Here is a 23,345-nt window from a genome sequence, read left to right as displayed (position 1 = left end):
ATGGAGAAGCTGCTGCTGTTTGCGCTGATGGCTGTTGTGTGGGTAACGGCGCATGCGCAGCAGATAGACGAAGAGCTCGCCATGAAGGCGCTGTTTCAAGCGAAGCATGCGGTTAACCGCGCAGCGCATGCTGCCGCGCAACAGCTGGACGAGGAGCAGCTGGCGCATGGGAATGTGTGGATTGATTCCGAGCGGGCTTCGGCTGCGGCTAAGACGTATCTCATGGGAAACTTGCAGCTGGACAACAGCTTGAAGCCGATTGCGGGATCGTTCTTGCACCGGCCCGTGGAGATCGTGGTCTTCAAGGTCGTTAATAGCGATGAGATGTTTCCTTATACGTATCGCAATATGTCGTATAACTACGAGGTTACGCTCTGGCATCCCGGCGTCATTCTCATTATTCATCTGCATTATCCGCGAGTGTTTGGTGCGCTGGAGCCGATTGATTGGTATGTGAAGGGGGCGGCGGAGCTAAGCGGTTGACGGCATACTTGAAAACTGTTGTAATGTGGGGGATGATTGATGAATCGGAGTTGATGCATAATGACTGATGCGAATGAGTTTGCTGCGGAGCAAGCGGCGTATGATCATATTCCAGCGGATGAGGTTGCGGGCAGAATCCGTCATTTGCAGCAACAGCTTGCCGCTGACAAGCTGGATGCTGTACTCGTCACGCATAACGTTTCCATTCTCTACTGGACAGGGACGATGCAGACTGGTTATTTGCTCGTGCCGGCCGTGGGGGACCCTACCCTGTACGTTCGACGGAGTGTAGAACGGGCGAAGCGGGAGTCTTCGATTCGAACGGTTCCGCTTGGTTCATTCAGCCGGTTCGGCCAGACGCTTCGGCAGGATTATACTTCATTGTTCGAGAGTGAAGCGCCGCCGCGTATTGGTGCGGATCTCGATACGCTGCCTGCTTCGACCTATTTGAAGCTGGCGTCATTCATAGCGGAAGCCTATGACGGGGGTAAGGGAGGAGCGGCGCTTCCGGATCGCGGTTTGAGCAGACTGTCGGACGCATCTCCCCAGCTTCGCCGAGCTAGAATGGTGAAGTCGGCTTGGGAGATTGAACGAATTGAACGCGCAGCGAAGGCGCTGGATGAGTCGCTCGCAGAAGCGCTGCCGGAGCTCAAGGAAGGCGTCTCGGAGCTCGAATGGATTGCGCGCGTGGAACATGGTGTCCGCCGCCGTGGACATATTGGTGTGATGCGGCTGCGCGGCTACAACCAAGAGGTGCCGACGGGTATGGTCGGTTCGGGCGCTGCTGCATCCGAGCCGACGTATTTTGACGGACCGGCAGGCGGCCGAGGACTTGGGCCCTCCGCGCCGCAAAGCGTCAGCATGAAGCGGTTCGCGCGCAACGAACCGATCCTGCTCGATCTGGGCTGCTGCATCGATGGTTATGTCATCGACCAGACGCGTACGGCTGTTATCGGCGAGTTGTCGGATGAACTTCTTGAAGCGTATAAAGCGGCTGAGCATATTATTCGAGAAGTTGAGAAGCTTATGGTTGAAGGAGCTCGCTGCTCCGATATTTACGCGGCTTCACTGAAACTGGCAGTCGATCACGGTCTCGCGGACCATTTCATGGGCTATGGCGCCGATCAAGTTCGGTTCCTTGGCCATGGCATTGGCCTTGAGATCGATGAGTGGCCGGTGCTGGCTGGCGGCTTCGATATGCCGCTTGAGCCAGGCATGGTGCTGGCGGTCGAGCCGAAGTTTACGTTCCCTGGCGTTGGCGTCGTCGGTATCGAGAACAGCTATGTCATCACGGCAGGCGGCTTGCCGCCAAGAGCGTTGACGCGCACGAAGGAGCAGTTGTTTAAGTTGTAAGAGAGACGACGTTGACGAGAGAGGACCATGGTCTAAGCATAGCCTCTTGAAGTCGATTGTTGGAATATGAAGCTGTTCCCGAAGACTAATGGGGCAGCTTTTTTCATTTTTCTGATGAGTAAATGAGGAAACGTCGTTCGGTTAGGAAACCCGTTGAACTCCATTTTTGTCCAACTTGGTGTAGTATTGTGTGCAACTTTTGTTATTCTGATAACCGCAATAGTCCGCTAGAACGCTAACGGTTGCAGCAGTGCTTATTTGCCTTTGCACCCAGGCATCGTAACTGTAACGGTGGTTGTAATTGGGTTTATTCGGTCAGATTTCATTCGTACGAAGGCAAATCTGCCTGAATAGCCTCTGTGAGAACCGTTGCTATGAATTGAGCGACTGAGTGATTTGTATTTTTTCATCCTATCACTATGCTTGAAATGGCGTCGGTGTGCGATAAGTGTGCCGTACTTCGCTTGGTGCCGTTCCCTTTATGGCTGTCAACTTTGTTGTTTCCATGATGGAGGTTGTCATCAGTTTGATACTTTTTGTTACTTGAGAGTACATTTTGTTACCTATATCTATTTACAACAGTTGGAAACCTATTGTATATTGTTCCTGTTGATCTTATTGTTACCTTTTGTTCCCTTCTGCAACATTGGGGTAACTCGAAATCATACACTGGAGGCAAATGGATGGAAGATTGGTTTGATTCAGATCAGCTGGCGCAGGCATGGGGGATGCACGTCCGTACGATTCGCCGATACATCCGGGAAGGCAAGCTGCAAGCGAGCAAAATCGGCGGTACCTGGCGAATTGCGAAAGAAGATGCGGAAATGTTCGTTGGCAGAATCTCGAAGGAGATCAAGAAGAAGACGGATGAAGAGATCCAATCTTTTATCGATGAGGGCAAGGACAAGAACGGTGTAACGTTCGAGGTGTGCGCAGTCGTTGAATACCCGATGGGCTCGAAGGAGGCTCAGCTTCTATCGCAGCATCTAGTCTCCATCATGAATAGTGATGATCCGACTCGTGGACCGGCCAAGATGCAATTTCAAAATTTTCCTGACGAGCAAAAGTGCCGCTTTGTTATTTGGGGAAAAACAGGCTTCGTAGGTAAGCTTCTTACAACGGTAGCCGAGCATACAGAGTAACTCTGCATCGCTCAACAAGGCTATTCCTCAGTGTCTAGTCATAACACGATTAGTCAATATAAGAGGGAGGAACAGCATCCATGACACCAAACCAAGTCTCGGAATATCAAGGCAAGCTTCAAGAACTTGTGGAGCTGCAAGCGGCTATTAAGGATAATCATATTTTATTAAACGAGCATTACCCCATCGTTATTTACGAACCCGATGAACGACAACTGCACATTTATGACTTCAATAACGAAGCCCACGGGTATCAATTAGTTGGCGTCGAGCCTGACACGATGGGGTTATTCCCAGGCATTCGAGCAGCTTTCCCGCTGGCGTGTTATGACAATCGGGCTTGTGTCGTGGTCAGTGGGGAAGTGTTTGATTCCATATGGGACCAAGTCATCGTTTTTCATGAGATGGTTCACTGTTATCAATTCAACACATGTGAGCTTGGGCTTAGAGCGAATCTACAAATTGAACGTACATCCGTGAATACGAACGACTATTATTGGGAGCTTCATTATCCATTTCCTTATGAGGACGAGAACGTGGCAGCGCTTATTGGCCATCTGCACGGCAAATTAGTGGCCGGTGAACTGGAGCAAGCTTTTCGCATTCGAAATGAATTAAGGCTATCCCTCAATAATGAACAATATGAATATATGGTATGGCAGGAGTGGAAGGAAGGCTTTGCAAGATTCGTTGAAAATAAAGTCAAGAAACAATTGGGCATAGAGGAACAACATGCTGGAACAGCCATTCCTTATAGCAGAGTGACCTTTTATGAAACAGGATCAAGACTCATTGACCTCATCGTGCAAAAGAATGCTGACTGCGAAGTGGATATAAAGAAACTGTTCCCTATCATGATGAACAATTCAACGGGGGCTTAGCTGTAACGAATACCGATACAATTTCAGGCATTTGATCGTTTTGATACCTATCGCATTCGACCTTCCAATCTTTTTCCAAAAATGATTTCATTCCGATTGGACTTCCCTCTTAATTTTTAGTAGGATAGAGTCACGAACACTTCGGAAGCTTGGAACAGGGGAGGCAGCGAATCATGCTGAAACTTGGAGAGAAAGTTATTATTGTTGATGATCGCTTTGAGCAAAATTTGCCGATCGGCGAATATGGCTACGTCATTGCTTATGATCGGAATGCCGATAATATATTTGAATATGTTGTGCGTGTCCCGAAGGCGGGACGCAACTTCCTCGTGCCTGGCGACGATATTGAGCGTGAAGATGTGCTCGTTCGTCAGGAGGTTGACCGGATCGAGCGCGAGGCGTTGATCGACTATGCGCTGATGACGCGCAACGAGGAGCTGTTCCGCTTCATTATGAACGGCGGCGAAGCGCAGGAACAAGCCGCTGAAGAGTCAACGGAAGAGACCCAGAGCCCTGAAGATTTTGTTCGTCAAATTCGTCTCAAAGCTTGGATCTAATTCGACCTGATATCTAGCGCTCAGCACTTATTCTCGAATTGAATAGCGCAACAATGGCGTTCCTGCGACAGCATCAACATAAGCAGGGCGCCTTTTTTGTTCGGTTCAAATCTACGCGGATGTATCGACTGCTTAACTTCATAACTCCCATATAGGAAAGGGCTGTGAGCGCGCTCAGCACCTTTCTTTTTTTGTCGACCATCGGCTATAATAAGGGGATGATTGCATGAATGGAAGGAGAATGACAATGAGCATTACGACGAACGATGTGCAGCATGTTGCCAACCTGGCGCGTCTTGCACTGACGGACGAAGAGAAAGAAACGTTCACGGGTCAGCTTAACGCGATTTTGAAATATGCGGACAAGCTGAACGAGCTCAATACGGATGGCGTCGAGCCGACCAGCCACGTGCTGCCGCTCGCGAACGTGATGCGCGCCGACGAAGTGCGGCCTTCGCTGCCGATCGAAGCGGTGCTGCGCAATGCGCCTGACGAAGAAGATGGACAAATTAAAGTGCCGGCGGTGCTCGAGTAGCACGCGGACCGGTTGATAGATGAAGGGAGGAACGACTGTTGGCACAATTTGATTTGCGCTTGCAGGATATACATAACGGATTGAAGGACAAGCAGTTCTCCGTATCCGAATTGACGGAGGCTTCGTTCCAACGAATCGCGAACACGGATTCGGCGGTTCAAGCATTCCTTACGCTTAATGAAGAGGGCGCTCGCGCGCAAGCGGCAGAGCTCGATAAACAACTGCAGGCAGGCGGAGAACGCGGTCTGCTATTCGGTCTGCCGGCAGGTATTAAAGATAACATTGTAACGGAAGGTCTGCGCACGACATGTGCGAGCCAGTTCCTGCGAAATTATGATCCGATCTATGATGCGACGGTCGTTCGCAAGCTGAAAGCTGCCCAATCGGTGACGATCGGCAAGCTGAACATGGACGAATTCGCGATGGGCGGTTCCAACGAGAACTCCAGCTTCTTCGCAACGCGCAACCCATGGAATACGGAACATGTGCCAGGCGGCTCCAGCGGTGGTTCCGCTGCATCGGTTGCAGCCGGACAGGTGTACTTCTCGCTTGGTTCCGACACGGGCGGATCGATCCGCCAGCCGGCTTCGTACTGCGGTATCGTTGGCCTGAAGCCTACGTACGGTCTCGTATCGCGTTTCGGTCTCGTTGCATTCGCATCGTCGCTGGATCAGATCGGTCCTCTTACGAAAAATGTGGAAGACTCCGCATACGTTCTGCAGGCGATCGCGGGCTACGACCAGATGGATTCCACGTCGGCTAACGTTGAAATCCCGGATTACACGTCCGCCCTGACAGGCGACGTGAAAGGACTGCGCATCGGCGTTCCGAAGGAATACTTGGGACAAGGCGTCGATCCGAAGGTGAAGGAAGCTGTGCTTGCAGCGCTCAAAGTGTATGAAAGCCTTGGCGCTACATGGGAAGAAGTATCGATGCCGCATACGGAATATGCGGTTGCGACTTACTACTTGCTCGCATCGTCCGAAGCTTCGTCCAACCTGGCTCGCTTCGATGGCGTTCGTTATGGCGTGCGCGCAGAGAACCCGGACAACCTGATCGACCTGTACCGCAAATCGCGCAGCGAAGGCTTCGGCTCCGAAGTGAAGCGCCGTATCATGCTTGGTACGTACGCGCTCAGCTCCGGTTACTACGACGCATATTATAAGAAAGCTCAGCAGGTTCGTACGCTTATCAAACGCGACTTCGACCAAGCGTTCGAGAAGTACGACGTCCTGATCGGACCTACGGCTCCGACGACGGCGTTCCGCATCGGCGAGCAAGTCGGCGATCCGCTCACGATGTACTTGAACGACATCCTGACGATTCCGGTCAGCCTCGCAGGCGTACCAGCAGTCAGCATTCCGTGCGGACTCGCAGACGGCTTGCCTGTCGGCCTGCAAATCATCGGCAAAGCGTTCGACGAATCGACGGTGCTTCGCGCCGCTCACGCATTCGAGCAGCACACCGACCACCACAAAGCGCGTCCACAGCTGTAAGAGCAACTAACTTAAGAGGAGCACCGATCAGTTTCAATCGGTGCGACCCTTATAATAATTAATACTTCAAGCAAGATGAACGTCGCTCGCGAAGAGGGCGGAATCATTCCGTAGAAGCGGAGCTTATGCTTCCGAAGTAGCTTTCCTCTGGAAAGCTTGTAGTTCGCCTTTGTCACTCGGATTGTTACCACATCTGAATTTATATATTCAGACAATCCGAGGACAACAGCGATCGAAGGAATGATCCGCACGCGCAGCGAGCCAGACGACATCGAGCTTGCGAGAAATAGCAGGAGGATCAAACCATGTCGACCCAATACGAGACGGTCATCGGCCTTGAAGTGCACGTCGAGCTGCACACGAACAGCAAAATCTTTTGCGGCTGTTCCACGGCGTTCGGCGCTCCGGCGAACACGCACACGTGTCCGATCTGCCTTGGCCATCCCGGCGTGCTGCCGGTTCTGAACCGTCAAGCCGTGGAATATGCGATGAAAGCGTCGATGGCGCTCAACTGCACCGTTGCAGACGTGAGCAAATTCGACCGCAAGAACTATTTCTATCCAGACAGCCCGAAAGCGTACCAAATCTCGCAATATGATCAGCCGGTCGGCGAGCATGGCTGGATCGATATCGAAGTGAACGGCGAGACGAAACGTATCGGCATTACGCGCGTCCACCTCGAAGAAGATGCAGGCAAGCTGACGCACGTTGACGGCGGGTATGCCTCGCTTGTCGACTTCAACCGTGTCGGTACGCCGCTCATCGAGATCGTATCCGAGCCGGACATCCGCACGCCGGAGGAAGCGAAAGCTTACCTCGAGAAAATTCGCGCCATCATGCAATACTGCGACGTTTCCGACGTGAAGATGGAAGAGGGCAGCATGCGCTGCGACGCGAACATCTCGATTCGTCCATATGGACAAGAGAAGTTCGGCACGAGAGCGGAGCTTAAGAACATGAACTCGTTCCGCGGCGTGCAGCGTGGACTTGAATACGAGCAATGGCGTCAAGCGGACATCCTGAACAGCGGCGGCGAAGTTGTGCAAGAGACGCGCCGTTGGGATGAAGCGCAAGGCAAGACGCTGTCGATGCGCGGCAAGGAAGAAGCGCATGACTACCGTTACTTCCCGGACCCGGACCTTGTTCGCTTGAACATCGATGCAGAGTGGAAGGAGCGCATCCGCGCTTCGATTCCTGAACTCCCGGATGCTCGCAAAGCGCGTTACATCGCGGAGTATGAGCTTCCATCGTATGATGCGGAAGTGCTGACATCCTCGATGAAAATGGCGAACTTCTTCGAAGAGAGCCTGAACTACACGAAGGACGCCAAGGCCGTATCCAACTGGATCATGGGCGACCTGCTCGGCTACATGAACGCGAATAACCTGGAATTCGGCGACATCAAGCTGACGGCGCAAGGCCTTGGCGAGATGATCGGCCTGCTGGAATCGAACACGATCAACAGCAAAATCGCGAAGACGGTATTCAAGTCGATGCTCGAGACGGGCAAGCTGCCGAAGCAGATCGTCGAAGAGCAAGGGCTTGTCCAAATTAGCGACGAAGGCGCAATCAAGACGATCTGCGAAGAGATCGTTGCGGCTAATCCGCAATCGGTTGCGGATTACAAGGCAGGCAAAGAGAAAGCGATCGGCTTCCTCGTCGGCCAAGTGATGAAAGCGTCGAAGGGCAAAGCAAACCCTGCGCTCGCGAACAAGCTGCTGGTTGAAGTATTGGCTCAGCTGTAAGGCGAAGCAAGCAACCAATTAATCACGCAAGAGAGGTGGCTCACAGCCGCCTCTTTTTTTGTTTTGTAATAAAAAAGATGATATGTACATGGTAGCGCATACGATATGATACAATCATTTAATCGAAAGGATGGATAGCTTTATGACGAATGAGGTCGCTAGTCCTTGGTTTATTGATAATACGCATATGCTGCTGCGTATGGGGCTTGCATTGCTGCTGGGCGGCCTGATTGGTTTCGAGCGGGAACAATCGAACCATGCCGCGGGCCTGAGAACGAACACGCTCGTCTGTCTTGGCTCCTGCTTGTTGATGATGCTGTCCATGTACGGCTTTGGCGATTTTGCCGATGAGCCGAACGTTCGACTTGATCCCGCACGTCTTGCGGCTCAAGTCATTACGGGAATCGGATTTCTTGGAGCGGGCACGATACTTTTTACAGGGAAGTCCATTACAGGTTTGACGACGGCAGCGTCACTTTGGGTAGTCTCGGCCATTGGCCTCGCGGTAGGAGCGGGCTTTTATTTGGCAGCTGTGACGGCGACGGTGACGGTTTATTTTATACTGTGGGCGATGAACAAGGTCGAGAAGCGTTTTCTAAGAGGCAAACGTGAGCGCTTGATACGGATTTATGCGGATGATCGGGCGACGCTGCTTCAAGCGATGAATGCCATTATGGTTGAGCAGGATATTGTCGTTCGCAAGATGACCGTAAGCGATCAGACAGACGTCCACGAGGGCCGTGTTATGGTGCAAATGTATGTGACGCTGCCCAAACAGCTGTCGGTCATGCTGCTCGTCAATGAGATTAACGATGTCGGTGGAGTAAGAGGTGTGAGTGCGGAATGAGTGAGAATAGGCGCAGCATGGGTTCCTCCATGCGACGCTGGGCAGCTGTGCTCAGCTCTTGTCTACTGCCCGGGGCTGGGCACCTCATTATTGGGCGGCATGCGCGAGGATTGTTGTTAATGGCCGTTGCTGTGCTTGACGCGGCGATGATCGTACGGCTGGCGGATGCGGCGGGCGGCAAGCATTTGCTTCTCATCGTCTATTTGGGCATGGCGCTGCCGGTGCTTTATTTTTATGGTGTATTCGATATTTTGCAGACAACAGCCGCAGTTCATACAGATGGACCAACAGAACCAATACATCCCTCGGGGCAAAATGATGACGATAGCAGCTACCGACAACGTGTTCGCAACGCCATCGGCATTGTGGCTGCAGGACTGCTGCTCACTGCTTTGCTCGTGACGCCGGACAAGCTTCGTCCCGCGCTGGATGCGATCGGCGGCTTCGGCGCCCCGGTTCTGCTGCTGGCCGTTGGTACATGGATCATCGTTCGCAAACGTACAGGCGCTCCGCGGCTTGGCCGCTGGACGGCTGCTGTTGCAACGATAGCTGCTGGAGTCCTGCTGTTGATTGATGAGTGGACAGGAGGGCAAGAGCGAATCGCGCTGCTCGGGACATGGTGGCCGGTTCTGTTCGTCCTCATCGGAATTGAATTGTTAATTCATACGTTACGACGTAAGAAGCCATTGCCGCGGCTGACGGCTGATGCTTCAGGAATCATATGGGCTTCCGTAATCGCCATCACAGCCTACAGCGTTACACAATACGCAGAGCTGCCTTACCGCTGGCTCGATCAATGGGCTGCGCAGCGGAACGGATACAGCAACTACGGGGAAGAGAAAGGCTTCAGCTTCGCTAAGCCTGATCTAGCAGCAGAACGTGTAGAAGATATGAAACGGATAACTATCGATAATCCGAACGGGAATGTCCGCCTGTTGCGCGGGACGGAAGAACAGATTATCGTGAAATCCACGGTCTGGATCGATGCAGGCGATAAGGAAACGGCGGAAGCGGCGGCTGAGCAGACGACCGTGGAGCTGACCGTTGGAGAAGAGACGACGATCGTGACGAAGAGTGTGGGGTTTGGCGATAAAGGCGACCGCAGGCCAAGGGTGAATGTCACTGTCTATTTGCCGCCTTCGCTGGCAGATGCACCTCCGCCTCCAGTGGAGGAGGAGCCGATGCAGCCTTCTTCCGATATCGATACGACTGAAGGAATCGTTACGGAACAAGCGGCCGGTGATGCGGCCGAAGTCCAGCAAGCGCCGAATGCAGAGGAAGTGTCGCATGATTTGACCGCTGAAACAACGGCTGATAGCGAGAATAACAAGGTGGATTCAGCTGCGAATCCTTCCGATGCCGCGAATCCTTCGGATACAGACGTAAGCAATGATACCGATCAACCACCCGCATCCACCGACGATGAAGCATCAGCTCAGGATGAAGAGCCGGCAGTGCCGATTTTAGACGTACATGTTTCCATCCAGCTCGGTGACGTGGACATCAGCAGCATTACAGCCCCGGTAGGGCTATCCGTTGAAGTTGGCGACGGACGCATCCAAGCGGCGGATATTACGGGCAATGTGACGGCACGAGCCGTGAACGGAAGCATTGAGCTGGAACGAGTCGATGGAGACATCTCAGCGTCCGTCAGCAATGGATCGGTTGAGGTGAAGCAGGCTTCTGGCAATGTAACGGCATCTACTGCGAACGGCGGCATACACTTAACTGACGTGGCGCATGATGTCGAGGTGGATGCGAAGAATGGTGAGATTATCATCCATGAAGCCGGCGGAAGGGTCAAAGCCGATACGCTCAACGGCTCGATCGAGGTGTTCAGCGCTATCGTCGGCGGTGACTGGGACATAGTGGGACTCGTCGGCGATATTCGACTGAAACTGCCGACCGCAGCGGACTATGAGTTGAATGGCACGGTAACGTTTGGCACGATCGATGTGAAGGCGGGATTGCCGCTGACGACAACCAAAAAGACCGTTCGAGGCACGACCGGCAGCGGCGAGCATCGCATCTACATTAATGCGAACAACAGTATTTCGATTGCGCCGTATTGACGAGCTGCATACAAATATTGCCTATTTTTGTTTGCGGAGCTGAGCGCTTACATTGACAAAAAGTTTAATCTGCACGTACAATAATTTTAACGATGCAGAAGGGCGTGAAGGTTATGGGTGCGACCGTTGAGAGAGCACTAGAACAACTGAAAAATAACGGCGTCCGAATGACTCCTCAGCGTCATGCGATTTTAAGCTATTTGATGAATGCAATGTCTCATCCGACAGCCGATGAAATTTATAAGTCGCTGTCGCCGAGCTTCCCGAGCATGAGTGTTGCGACGATTTATAACAACCTAAGGCTGTTTGTTGAAGCGGGGCTTGTACGCGAGTTGACATATGGAGATGCTTCCAGCCGTTTCGATGCGGATTTGTCTGATCATTACCATGCGATTTGCAAGTGCTGCGGACGAATCGTCGATTTCGAATATCCTCCATTGTTGGAGGTTGAACGGGCGGCATCGCAGACGACGGGCTTCACGGTCGAGGGTCATCGGATGGAAATTTACGGCGTTTGCGAGCAATGTGTAAAATAGGAAACGCGCAAAAGTGTTTCAAGATTGAATACTCTGCGTGAATAACGTGCAGAGGGAGGCTCGCTTCCCGCTGCACGTTTTTGTTTGCGCAGCAAGCATAAGCTTAAATACTTTTAGGAGCGTGTATAGGTGGAAACGATACGACTGCGCGTCAACAGCCGTAGGCGGCGCCGGCGCGGTTTTGCTGGAATTTCTGTACTTGTTTTGATTGGACTAGCCCTCGGGCTTTGGATTGGTTGGATGCAGTTCGCACCGAATAAGACACAGGTGAAGCCGGATTATGGCGATCCTTTTGCTCTTTTCTATAAAGGTATTCGTCTGGAACAAAATGCGATAATCGATGGCGATGAGTTGAAACTGCCGCTGTCTGCGCTCGAGCAAGTGTTCAACGATAATTTGATTCGTTATGAAGAAGCAACCGGATCCATTATTATGACGACTACCGATCATGTGCTGCGAATGAAGACGGATGAGCTTACGGCGACATTGAATAGCAAGCCTTATGAACTGCATGTCGCGGCGGAGAAGCGGGGAGACGATGTTTACTTGCCGGCTGCGCCGCTGACGCAGCTATATGGTCTCCAAGCGGAGTATAAGCCTTCTAGCGGAACGGTGACGCTGATGCAGGCGGGCGATCAGATTGAACGCGTGAAGCCTAAGAATAGTGCCAAAGGATTAGCGATTCGTACGGAGCCTTCGATTAAAGCGCCGATTGTCGAGCAGGTTGTCGGCGGTGAGTTGGTTAGGCAGTGGCGGCAGGAGAATGATCATTGGACCATTGTTCAAGGTCCTAATGGGGCAGTTGGTTATGCCAAGCTGTCACAGCTGGAGGCATCAGACAGTCAAGGTGTGCCGATGCCCGAACTGCCTAAGCCGTTCGAAGCGCCAGCGCTTGAAGGCGGCAAGATCAATATGACCTGGGAAGCGGTATACGATAACCCAACGGATACATCCAAGATCGGTGAAATGCCGGGCGTTAATGTTGTAAGTCCGACATGGTTCGAGCTTCAGAACGGTAAGGGCGATATCCGCAGCAAGGCGGATGCCAAGTATGTCGCATGGGCGCACAATCGAGGCATGCAAGTTTGGGCATTGTTCAGCAACGGGTTCGAGCAGGAACGGACGACCAAGGCGCTGGCTACAGCGGAGACGCGGTTTAAAATGATTCAACAGATTCTCGCGTTTGCACAGTTGTATGATCTGCAAGGGATTAACGTCGATTTTGAGAATGTGAATGTATCCGACAAGGAGAACCTCGTGCAGTTTATTCGCGAGCTTACGCCGCTGCTGCATGAGCAAGGACTTGTCGTATCGATAGACGTAACACCGAAGTCGACAAGCCCGACATGGTCGATGTTTCTGGATCGGGTCGCGCTCGGCAAGACCGTCGATTACATGATGCTGATGGCGTATGATGAACATTGGGCATCAAGTCCGACAGCAGGCTCGGTTGCTTCGCTGCCGTGGACGGAGCAGTCGCTCACTCGTATTTTGAACGAAGATAATGTTCCGCCTCAGAAGATCGTTCTCGCGATGCCGCTTTATACACGTCTATGGACGGAGAAAGATGGCAAAGTCAGCTCCAAGGCGATTGGCATGGAGAAGGTAGCAACGATTATCAAGGAACAGAAGCTGACGCCGAAGCTGGACGAAGCAACGGGACAGAACTATGTGGAATATGAGGAAGACGGCGCGCGTCAGCGGATTTGGATTGAGGATGAGGTTTCGCTTCAAGCAAGAATCGCAATCGCGCATCAATATGGATTGGCCGGTGTGGCAACATGGCAGCGGGCATTCCAAGGCGGCGACGTATGGACGACGATCAATAATGCGTTGAAGAAGCAATAGCACTTATAAGATTTGATGAAATGATAAAATCCCCAGGCCTTAGCGCTGCATTCGCAGTCATAGGCTTGGGGATTTTTGTTGCACTCGCGTGAGACTAGGCTTGAGGCGGTACAGCGGCAGCCTTAGCGGCAGGTGCCGCCGGCTCGTCCTCGTAAGCGCTGAAGTCGTTCGCAAGCTGCTCGTCCATCGTCATTTTCGTTTTGCAATGCATGCAGCGGTCGGTCTTGCCGATCATCTTCGTCTGTTTAAGGCATGACGGGCATTCGATCGTCTTCACGCTTGTCGACATCATGCCGGCCCAGAAGTAGATGCCGCAGCTGACCAGCAGCAGAATGGAGCCGAGCACCATGAAAGTGCCGGCGAATATCTTACCGGCGAGCCCGCCCCAGAATACGATGCCAGCGGTCCCGAAGATCATAAGTCCCATGCCGGCGAGCATGAAGAATAGACCCCAGAGGCGAAATTCGTTGATTTTAGCCGTTTTGAAGAACAATATAGAATCTCCTTCCAGTAATTGTCGAAAATACCCGTTAACGAATTCCGCTTATTGAGCAGGAATCCGTACGATCTTTGTCGAACAACTACATACTGATGACTAATATTATAGCTGAAACCTCGCGGTGAAGCTATATGGAGGCCTCACGTTGGAACATATCAAACAACACTTTATCGATTGTTATTCTGCCGACAACGGATTGATCAGCCTTGCTGCGATTGAGAATCCAGTTCGTTATAATCCTTTGATTGATGGGCATGACTTGCTGCTGTTGGTCGTTACGGAAGAGTCGTCTCGGGTCGGTCGGACCGAACATTTGCGCATTGAAGGCGAGCGTGTGCTTGTTCGAACGGTAGATCCGGAGATGCTGCGCCGATGGATCTATGGCGGGGAGAATCGGAGCATTATTCAATGGTTGGCACGTGGGCAGCTGCTTATAGATCGCGACGACTATTTGCTGAACATCCGCAACGACTTGATGCAATTTCCTGACTTGTGGCGGGAGCAGCGGCTATTGGTCGAATTCACAGCATATATCCGCACTTATCTGCAGACGAAGCAGGATATACAAGACGGCAATCTGCTGGATGCATACACGAGCATATTGTCGGGGCTGCACTATTGGGCGCATATTGCGCTCATTGAAGAAGGGCAGCATCCTGAACTGACCGTATGGCGTCAAATTCGGCGGGTGCACCCGGGCATCTATAAGCTGTATGAGGAGCTGACGACGAGTGCCGAGACGCTCGAACAGCGTGTACAGCTCGTCCTTCTGGCTTGCGAATTCACGGTTATGAGCAAAATGAAATCCTGCTGCTCGCTTCTCCTGCGCACGCTTGCGAGCCGCGAGGAGCCATGGAGCATCATGGAGCTGCAGCATCACCCGAACTTCTGCGACCTGCACGTCGATCTGTCGCTCGTGCTGCAGAAGCTCGTCAACCGCTCTTACATCCGCGAAGTCGCCTACCTCTCGGAGTCCGGCGATCAGGATGCGCTCGAGCTTCGCTACACGGTCGTTGCGCACTAGGTACAGCTGAAGAGCGGAATCGACAGACAAGATTCCTCTTGTCGAATGAATGCCTGGCACTTATAATATTTGACATATCAATCAAACGGGCAGGAAGCACCTGCTCGCATGTGACTGTTTTATTCAGTCGCGTGCGGGCAGGTGCTTTTTCGTTGTTTGGATGTGGTGAGCAAGCGGGCGTCGCTGTTAATGGTAGTGATCACAGGACTGCGGTCCTGTCGTGTGGCCGCCTAACGGTTGCAATTGAGCCTGTTGTACATTTACTAGCGGCAATGGGGATGTAACGGATGTCACAGGCGTTATTCGTTTACACAGAGTATGTGTTAGGCGAATTCGGGGAAATAAGCTCTGCTGTAACCGTTAGGTCCCAATAAAGCGGCCTATTGAGGAGAATAAGAACTGCAGCATCCGTTAGGCTGTTGCAGAAATAATCGAAGACAGGAGTTGATGATGTCGATTCTTGCAATAAATCATGTTTTCGGCAAAACCATCTAATGTTACCATATGATGTATAAATATTTTAATAGAAAAGGGATGATTAATTTATGAAAAAGCAATTTATTTCTGCTGTTGTGGGAGCGTCTTTATTGGTTGGTTCAGTTATTGCAACGCCTGCTCAAGTGGATGCTGCTGGTCCGGATAAGATCACGTACTCACTGTCGCTAGAGGTGCTGGTAAATGCACGTAAAGTTAAGTTTCCGGATGCAAAGCCCAAGATGGTTAACGGTTCGGTACTTGTCCCTATTCGTGTCGTAACGGAGAAATTGAATGGCAAGGTGCTGTCGGTTGAAGGAAAGGATATCGTTCTGCAGAAGGGAGATCGCACCGCTAAGCTTTCGATCGGATCGAAGGCTGCTACGGTGAATGGAAAGGCGATCACGCTGAATGCCGCGCCTGAAGTATATAACAGTCGTACATACGTGCCGCTGCGGTTTATTAGCGAAGCGTTCGGGGAGCAAGTCGAGTGGGACAGCATGAATCAGTTTGTTTGGATCGGCAGCAAGGCTGTACCGAAGCTGGAGGATGCGATTAAGCCAATCGATATTAAGCCGTTTGAGCACTATTATAAAAATCCTTACTTCTTAGAGGACCCTTTTAAACCAGGTCAAAACTATAAGACAGTTCGTGTGATCACAGAAGATGATTTCCCGCTCATTATCTCCAAAGATATTTACTACCGGATGGACCCTGCGAAAAGAAATGGCGAAGAATATATCCGTTCAAGTACGAACGATAAAGGGGTAATGGGAAGACCATTCTTGCTGTTAACATCTACGCAAGAACGGTTCAGAGATGAATTGAGCGGAATGCGTGAATCGGTCGGAGATTTCAGAATTCATTATAACGCCATTGTTTCTGATACAGATCTTCATGCAGACGGTATCAAAGACTACGCCAACTTGATGATGAAGAATATCGAATATTTCGAAATTCTTGCTGACTCCGATGCAAAGATCCTGTTTAAAAATCCGTGGAGGTAGTCCATGTATAAATCCAAGCTATATCAATTAATCGTTCGGACATCGGTACTGGTGATTGCATTGCAGCTTATGCTGCAATGCATTTATTTTCCAAGCGACAATAGAGCGGATGCAGAAAGCTTAGATTTCGGTAATGCATATGTCAAGGCAGTGGAAGTTGGTACGAAGCGTTACGCTGTTGGCTTTATGTCTTATGAGATCTGGACAAACTCTGCTGGCGTTTGGACGACGAAGAGCCCAGGAGATACTGTAAATGATAGTGAATTGACGTATCCGTATTCCTTCTCCTTTCCAGGCCGAAAAGTTAAAGATGTGAAGGTATATAATTTCGATACAAGTAATACAACTCATATCAATTTCTTCGGTCAATCGCGAAGTACAGATGACTACATTCAATATAGACCCTATTTTTCAATAGTAAACGGCAATCCAATAACAACAGAAGTGAATGGCAAGAACACAAGCAATATTAGTTTTACAGTAGGCTTGCCGGCAACACTTGATTCGAAAAGTGGTAGATTTAAGAACGTTATCGATGAGATGAAAGCAAAGGACCCATCTGTTACTTTTGCTCCAGGCGTAGAGGCTCGTCGCTACTACTATCCGGTCGTCTTTGAAATCGAGCTCTACGGTCAAACTGAAATGAATTACTTCGCAACAGACGGTACGCGTATTGCGCCTACGGAATACGTTGACATGTCCATTGGCGATTCCTATCCAAAAGCCCCGATATCAATCAGCGGTTACACCTATGCAAATAAATACAAATATACAAAGAACGGTTCCGACCCGTCTTCAGCAAGTTTTACAACGGGTACGCCAAGTCTTACCTATGATGGAACATTCGATAAATATCGAGTGAACTACTATTATGATGTGAAATCAACGGACGGTGCTGCCTCTATATATCACGTAGATGAAAATGGAAAAAGTCTATCGTACGTATTTAAAGATCATACGGATGTTTTAAAGAAAAGTGTGGATTATACACCAAAGGCGCCAACATCGTCTGCATATGAATACCTTGGATACATCAAAACCACAAAAGATGATGAGACGATTATTAATTTTTCAAACCCCATTCCTGGGGAGTATAATATAAAGCCATATGCTGGGGGATATAATGTCAAACTCTATTATGTCTACAAACTAATCGACGTAAATCAGAGCGCGGTGGTTCATGTCCGGCATATGGTTCGCAAAGACTCCAGCAGCCCATATGTCGTCATGAATGAAACAGAAGAGTATGTTATGGATCTACCTAAAGACATTAACAAAACGGCGAATCCAGCATTGTATGGTAAATATATAGGCAAGAGTTTTGACGGTTCAAAGTATAACGATACGCCTTTGACGGGGGCGCTGAACCAAGCCTCGCAATCCGTTACGATGCATTTACAATCTCCTAATGCTATGTCGGCTTATATCTCATTCTTTTATGAGGCAAGCACGCCAAAATCATTCACGGGTGATTTTGATGTTATCAATCCAACAATTGCATACAAAGATAGTTTCACGTTAAAACCTAAGAATTTCGTTATGTCCGGATGTACCTATTTAGGCCATCAATATATGATCGTTCGAGATGGTCGAACATATATCAGTGATTTTGTTTCAAGCCAGACCGCTTCGACGACTTATTCGTACTCTAACTATCCACATGTCATCGGTATTGGTGCTCATCAAATATCTATTAAAATTTTTACATCTAACTGTGGCGAGAGTGATTGGATTAATCCTAAGACGCTGACGGTTACAGGTCCGGCAACGAACCATCCGCCTACATTTAAAGGTGGATTTACTGCAGTAGGTGATAGCACGAACAAAATCATTACGCAAGTCGTTGAAGGATCTTATGTTGATCTAAAGGTTTGGGGTTTTCTGGACGAAGATGGCGACGATATATATTTTGACGGGTTTGATTTTGATAATGGTACAAAGTGGGTACGCAATATACCTAACGGTCGACTAAATATTGAGTGGTTATATGGCAATTTAAAAGCGGATGTTTTAGGATCGCATGTCGTTAAAGCGTATGTGCACGACCAGTTTGGGGCAACAGCTTCGGTTACTATTTATATTAATGTCGTACCAAGGAACCCTATTCCTGTTATTACAGGACCAACAAAGGTCGTTGAGGGTAGGCCAGTAAAGCCAGCCTTATCATCAGATGCGAGTTTCAGCTATGTGGGGCACAAGATAGATCATTCCAAGGACGAGTGGACGAACAGGAAGGATGTTTATGATACCGTTAGAACAGAGACGATCACGCTCGATGTAACGGATGATCAAGGTCTTAGATCTCTTGCGCCAGCCGTTTACAAACTGGAAGTCATACCAGATCTGCCTCCTATTCCCGATCTGCAATACAATACACCAACGGTCAGAAATGTGGAAGCCCAGTTCAAAGACACTTCTTACAGTCCTGACGGAGATAAGATCGTCGAGCACAAAGTGCGGCTAAGGTATGACGCGGACAATGACGGATCGTTCTCAGATGAGACGTTTGTAGACATTTCGTTAAGTGCGGTATCTACATTCAGTCGGAAGTTTGCCGCAGTCGGTAAATATCAGTTTGAGATCTATTTGAAAGAAGACTGGGGAAGATCGGCCACTAAAACATTTGATTTTGAGGTAGTGAACGATGCGCCGACCGTATCGTTTGATATTACGAGCGAAAGTCAGAAGCCGATTGTGATTCCAACGGTCTCCGTTGCTGCGTCCACCATGGTGAATAGCACGGATTGGCACAATTCGAACATTAGTAATGAAACGGTTCCGAAAGCATGGGGTGTTAATTCGAGAACAGGTGTTTTATCACATAGTCCTTTGTATGCGGAAAGCGATTATTCGAACTATCAATCTTTTATACTTAGGCATTCTACTGTGTATAGAGTTCCCGAAAGTGGTTATAGTTTGATTTCAAAAGTTACTACAGCTGAGTCTAGATACTCTAGTTGCTCAGAATATTATTGTAGCTTTGGTAAAGACGGGGCTACGTATTTAAAGAATGGTTACTATGTTTATCATAATTATAATTATCGATATAGTCCTTACGAGTACACTGCGGTTATTGCGAACAATGCGGGTGATCAATTCGAAAGAACAGGGGAAGGATTTTCAGGTACACTTGCTACTGGGGATGTACTTGGTGGTGATGAGTTTGTCCTTTTCGTGGATTATGCAAACGAGTTTGTTTGGACTCGCGTTTCAACATGGAATCAAAGCACATATGCAACGAAAAATTATATACTAAAATATCGGATGGACGATTTTATTAATCCGTCTGGAAAAGCAATAGGTGTTTATGCGAATTCTCCATATGATTTTGATCGTGGTAAACTATCAAACTCGACAGAGTACTTTGCGTATGACGGGAGAAATGTTAATTATTATAGTTGGAATAATCCATCTGTTATTCAGCGAACAGAAGCTATGGCTACGGACGAGTTAATGATTACAGGTAAACCAGACGCTAAAATGGAGTACTTCGGCGATCAGGACGGATACCCATATCAAGACTATATCTTTAATTCTAATACAAGAGCTGCGACAAAAGTAAAAATTGCTGACTCTTATGGAAATCAAACAGCTAACTACATTTCACCAAACGGAAAGTACTTGTTTACGATTGGAAAAATAATTGAGAGGGACACTGAAAAGGTTGTTGTTGATCTAGCTGCAACGGGAGGAGTTAATGCTAGTTGGTACTATAATATTATGTTTAATGGCGGGGATACTTGGGTGTCTTGCAACAATAACCAGCTTGATTGCAAGCTTTATAAATGGAATTGGCGAACGGATGGAACGTTTACACTCATCAAGGCGTTGCCTTCAAATATTCCTTTTTATATATTGAACTCGTCTGTATATTCGCCAAGAGATTCCAAAGGTTTTCTTTACTACGTTACGGCGTATGGTATTGAGAGATTTGATACATCAAATGGTGATACGAAGCTAATTGTTTCATATGATTTTGATGCTGAAACTTTACGTAATGACAATACTTATGACAGAACCAGCTATTGGTATGTAACGGTTGTTGGTGATGGGTTAATCAGAGTAGTTAGATATGGTTGGGAATCCCCTAAAGCAACATCTGGTTCCACATACTATACGTATTTGAATTATATGTTTAAGTCAAATGATTTTAAAGATGCTACCAGAGCCGATGTACAAGAGCAACAATTACTTGGTAAAGCTCAATTATCAAACGCGCAGTTTAATTATTCTGTGCGAATTAACAGTGACTATACGAGTAAATACAGTTATGTAGGGTTTTCGTTTAATGCGCAGGATAATCGAAATATGTATCGAGTAGAGTCAAATGCCAATACTATTCGGCTCGTTCGTGTAGACGGCGGTGTTCGAACGGTGCTTGTTTCGAAGGATTACAACTTTGCTTCAAAAACGATCTATGATTTCAAAATCAAGGTGCTGGATTCCAAAATAACGGTTTATGTCGGTGGAGCTCCGCTGTTAGAGGCAACTGATAAGACGTTTGGAAAGGGTTCATTCGGTCCGTATTCTCAAATCCAGAAAACTGAGTTTTTACGAGTGTCTTATTCAGACCTTGATGTTCTTAGTTCGGTAAACAAGCTGCAGGGTATTGCTTTGGTGGACACAAAAATGACCTATGCCATCAACAATGACGATACCGAGAACGATGTGATGGCAAAGGAACTAACCTCGTGGAAGTATGAGCAGGTTTCGCAGAAATTCCTCGACGCGGGGGATGGGAAGTCCGGCGTATCTATTCACAACGGAAAGAGCTATACAACGCAGCTTGAAACATTGGACAAGGTAGGTCTGTACGATGTTTCGTATGAAACGGTAGATGATCCGAACAGCAGCTATTTGTATCCAAGCAACGTATTCGATGATTATCGTAAAAAGTCAAACAAAGCAGTTCGATCGCTGATTGTGCATCGAGCGCCGATCGTTGATTACGATGTCGCACTGAATCCAGATAAGACGGTCAAATGGACGGACCGCTCCTATGACCCTGACAGGTATCTAGGTGCGACGAACTATTCGACAGAAAATACGGGCATCGATTATAAGGCAACGCGTGGCATTTCGGAGAAATCGTTCTACTACATTACCCCTTCAGGCCAAACGGTCTTTGAAAAGCTTGTAGTGGCGCCAGAGCTTGGTACCTATACCGTAGGGCTTGCCGTGAAGGACGAGTACAATGCGTGGAGTACGATACTTGAAAAAACAATTGTTGTAGACGTGCTGCCATCGCCAAACGATCCGCCTGTTCCCGGCTTTACACTAAGCGCCAAAGAGACCTATCGTAATACGCCAGTAACGATAAACTCGATTGCCTACGACAAAGAGGACGGCGACCGTACGCATTTATCGCATGCATATTACATCAGTAATGACGCATCCGCAGGATTGGAGACCCTGCAAAGTACTGTGAGAACGTCTTGGACGAAAACATTCAGTACGATCGGTGTGCAGAGGATTCGGCAGACGGTAGAGGATAGCTTGGGACAAACGACCACCTTTACCGATTATGTAAATGTCATTAACCGAATTCCGAAAGTGGCCATAACTGTGCCGGCAAGCGCAGACCAGAACAATCCGACGAAGTTTACGGAGGCGCAACCCACAATCAAATTTACGTATAATGACGGAGACGGAGATGCACAAACGAAGTATCAGGTGAAGATTTATCGATACGGCGGAGTTCTAGAGTATGAATCAGGCATCAAATCTTCAACTGCAACATCGTGGACAATCGATACAGTTCTTGCGGAGAAAACGTATTACTACGTTATAGCTCGAGTGTTCGACGGCTACGATTGGAGCGAATGGAGTGCGGCGAGGTTCTTCTATATAGAGACAAACCGTCCGCCCGTTGCCCAATTTGATTGGACCCCGAAACCAGTGTGGGAAGGCGATAAACTGCAGCTTATCGATCAATCGAGTGATCCAGACAGAGATAAACTTACATCCTTGTGGGCGATTAAGACTCCATCGGGGTCAGTTCAGAACTATACAGAAGTACCTTCACTATCACGAGCGGAGCCGGGTACTTACACCGTTACGTTAGAAGTTTCTGATGGTAAGCTGAGCGCACAAGCCATTTCCAATGTTGTCGTTTTACCATTATCCATTGAAGCCGATGTTCGTCATACTGAAGAGTGGAAGAAAGTGCACGATCGTGAAGGACATGAGACAAACACGAACCCTAAAGACTTCTATGCCGGAGAGATTATGATAGCCAATGCTCGTCCTACTGCAGGGGCACAGGTAAAGAAGGTAACCGTAAAGTTTGTTGCCACTGGTCTGGATGGTAAGGATCTGACTCGCGAGTGGGAAATGAGTGCAGTTGGTGGTAACGGTCTGTATGCTGCTGAGCTGTTCGACGCCAAGTGGGCATCGCTGCAGGAGGGTGTGCCTCAAGGTCTTTATCGGTTGAAGTTTACCGTTATTTATTCGAACGGTACGATCAAATCAACGGAGGTACCGTTTCAAATTATCGGCTCGGTATATAAAGCGGTAGGCGTACACAGAAGGCAATAAATCGTGTTGCGTGGCCCATAACAGTTGTATTCTTATTGAAAACGAGAAAAATGTCGAAATCGTATTGACTGTTATGGGCTGCTCGTGATAAATTAAATCTCGCCGCTTTTGAAGCGGGCTCACGAAACCACAAACAAGCTTAAATAACTTTGAAAAAAGTGCTTGCAATCGAGTGGGCGAATGTGATACATTATGAAAGTCGCCGCTGACAAGGTGAACGACAAAAGAAGTGAAGAGTATCACGATAAATTGTTCTTTGAAAACTGAACAACGAGCGAAACTGTCAGTTTAAATGTTTTAAATGAGCTA

General features: G+C 48.9%; 16 protein-coding genes. 15 read left to right on the top strand and 1 reads right to left on the bottom strand.

What is annotated here, in order from left to right; genetic code table 11:
* The 12 genes from SBI19_RS25665 (at nucleotide 1) to SBI19_RS25610 (ending at nucleotide 13,495) form a co-directional block, all read left to right on the top strand.
* Nucleotides 1–483 carry a hypothetical protein gene (locus SBI19_RS25665; RefSeq protein ID WP_317972376.1) on the top strand — a complete coding sequence of 161 codons (483 nt, stop codon included), beginning with the start codon at nucleotides 1–3 and terminating at the stop codon, nucleotides 481–483.
* Nucleotides 484–543: 60 nt separating this feature from the next.
* Complete coding sequence (locus tag SBI19_RS25660; protein ID WP_317972375.1) at nucleotides 544–1,836, top strand: M24 family metallopeptidase; 1,293 nt, start codon at nucleotides 544–546, stop codon at nucleotides 1,834–1,836.
* A gap of 683 nt (nucleotides 1,837–2,519) precedes the next feature.
* On the top strand, nucleotides 2,520–2,978 hold the full coding sequence (locus tag SBI19_RS25655; protein WP_317972374.1) for a helix-turn-helix domain-containing protein: 459 nt from the start codon (nucleotides 2,520–2,522) through the stop codon (nucleotides 2,976–2,978).
* 80 nt (nucleotides 2,979–3,058) lie between these two features.
* Nucleotides 3,059–3,859, top strand: coding sequence for a hypothetical protein (locus SBI19_RS25650; RefSeq protein ID WP_317972373.1), 801 nt, complete (start codon nucleotides 3,059–3,061; stop codon nucleotides 3,857–3,859).
* Nucleotides 3,860–4,032: 173 nt separating this feature from the next.
* Complete coding sequence (locus tag SBI19_RS25645) at nucleotides 4,033–4,416, top strand: ATPase (protein ID WP_317972372.1); 384 nt, start codon at nucleotides 4,033–4,035, stop codon at nucleotides 4,414–4,416.
* A 247-nt stretch (nucleotides 4,417–4,663) separates the two neighbouring features.
* Entirely contained in the window at nucleotides 4,664–4,951 is a 288-nt protein-coding gene (gatC, locus tag SBI19_RS25640) for an Asp-tRNA(Asn)/Glu-tRNA(Gln) amidotransferase subunit GatC (RefSeq protein WP_317972371.1), read from the top strand.
* A 38-nt stretch (nucleotides 4,952–4,989) separates the two neighbouring features.
* Nucleotides 4,990–6,447, top strand: a complete 1,458-nt coding sequence (gene gatA / locus SBI19_RS25635) for an Asp-tRNA(Asn)/Glu-tRNA(Gln) amidotransferase subunit GatA (protein WP_317972370.1) — start codon at nucleotides 4,990–4,992, stop codon at nucleotides 6,445–6,447.
* Between the two features lie 305 nt (nucleotides 6,448–6,752).
* The gene (gatB, locus tag SBI19_RS25630; RefSeq protein WP_317972369.1) at nucleotides 6,753–8,192 is read left to right on the top strand and encodes an Asp-tRNA(Asn)/Glu-tRNA(Gln) amidotransferase subunit GatB; all 1,440 of its coding nucleotides are present in this window, start codon (nucleotides 6,753–6,755) and stop codon (nucleotides 8,190–8,192) included.
* Between the two features lie 142 nt (nucleotides 8,193–8,334).
* A complete protein-coding gene (locus SBI19_RS25625; protein ID WP_317972368.1) occupies nucleotides 8,335–9,039 on the top strand; it encodes an MgtC/SapB family protein in 705 nt (234 codons plus the stop codon).
* Between the two features lie 119 nt (nucleotides 9,040–9,158).
* Nucleotides 9,159–11,111 (top strand): DUF4097 family beta strand repeat-containing protein, encoded by a 1,953-nt coding sequence (locus SBI19_RS25620; protein WP_317972367.1) that lies wholly within the window; start codon nucleotides 9,159–9,161, stop codon nucleotides 11,109–11,111.
* Nucleotides 11,112–11,224: 113 nt separating this feature from the next.
* On the top strand, nucleotides 11,225–11,647 hold the full coding sequence (perR, locus tag SBI19_RS25615; RefSeq protein WP_110046416.1) for a peroxide-responsive transcriptional repressor PerR: 423 nt from the start codon (nucleotides 11,225–11,227) through the stop codon (nucleotides 11,645–11,647).
* Between the two features lie 129 nt (nucleotides 11,648–11,776).
* Nucleotides 11,777–13,495: a glycosyl hydrolase family 18 protein gene (locus tag SBI19_RS25610; protein WP_317972366.1), complete on the top strand. Its 1,719-nt coding sequence runs from the start codon at nucleotides 11,777–11,779 to the stop codon at nucleotides 13,493–13,495.
* 94 nt (nucleotides 13,496–13,589) lie between these two features.
* Here SBI19_RS25610 and SBI19_RS25605 read toward each other — a convergent pair whose 3' ends face one another.
* Complete coding sequence (locus tag SBI19_RS25605; RefSeq protein ID WP_317972365.1) at nucleotides 13,590–13,988, bottom strand: DUF2614 family zinc ribbon-containing protein; 399 nt, start codon at nucleotides 13,986–13,988, stop codon at nucleotides 13,590–13,592.
* A 151-nt stretch (nucleotides 13,989–14,139) separates the two neighbouring features.
* On the opposite strand from SBI19_RS25605, the gene SBI19_RS25600 reads away from it, so the two are divergent.
* The 3 genes from SBI19_RS25600 (at nucleotide 14,140) to SBI19_RS25590 (ending at nucleotide 23,036) form a co-directional block, all read left to right on the top strand.
* A complete protein-coding gene (locus SBI19_RS25600) occupies nucleotides 14,140–15,018 on the top strand; it encodes a nucleotidyltransferase-like protein (RefSeq protein WP_317972364.1) in 879 nt (292 codons plus the stop codon).
* Between the two features lie 545 nt (nucleotides 15,019–15,563).
* A complete protein-coding gene (locus tag SBI19_RS25595) occupies nucleotides 15,564–16,499 on the top strand; it encodes a copper amine oxidase N-terminal domain-containing protein (protein WP_317972363.1) in 936 nt (311 codons plus the stop codon).
* Nucleotides 16,500–16,502: 3 nt separating this feature from the next.
* On the top strand, nucleotides 16,503–23,036 hold the full coding sequence (locus SBI19_RS25590; protein ID WP_317972362.1) for a glycoside hydrolase family 78 protein: 6,534 nt from the start codon (nucleotides 16,503–16,505) through the stop codon (nucleotides 23,034–23,036).
* Nucleotides 23,037–23,345: the final 309 nt, after the last annotated feature.

The organism is Paenibacillus sp. CCS19, assembly GCF_033239625.1.
GTDB lineage: Bacteria > Bacillota > Bacilli > Paenibacillales > Paenibacillaceae > Paenibacillus_T.
The sequence above is the reverse complement of the archived record's forward strand: the minus strand, read 5'-3'. Positions and strand labels throughout refer to the sequence as shown.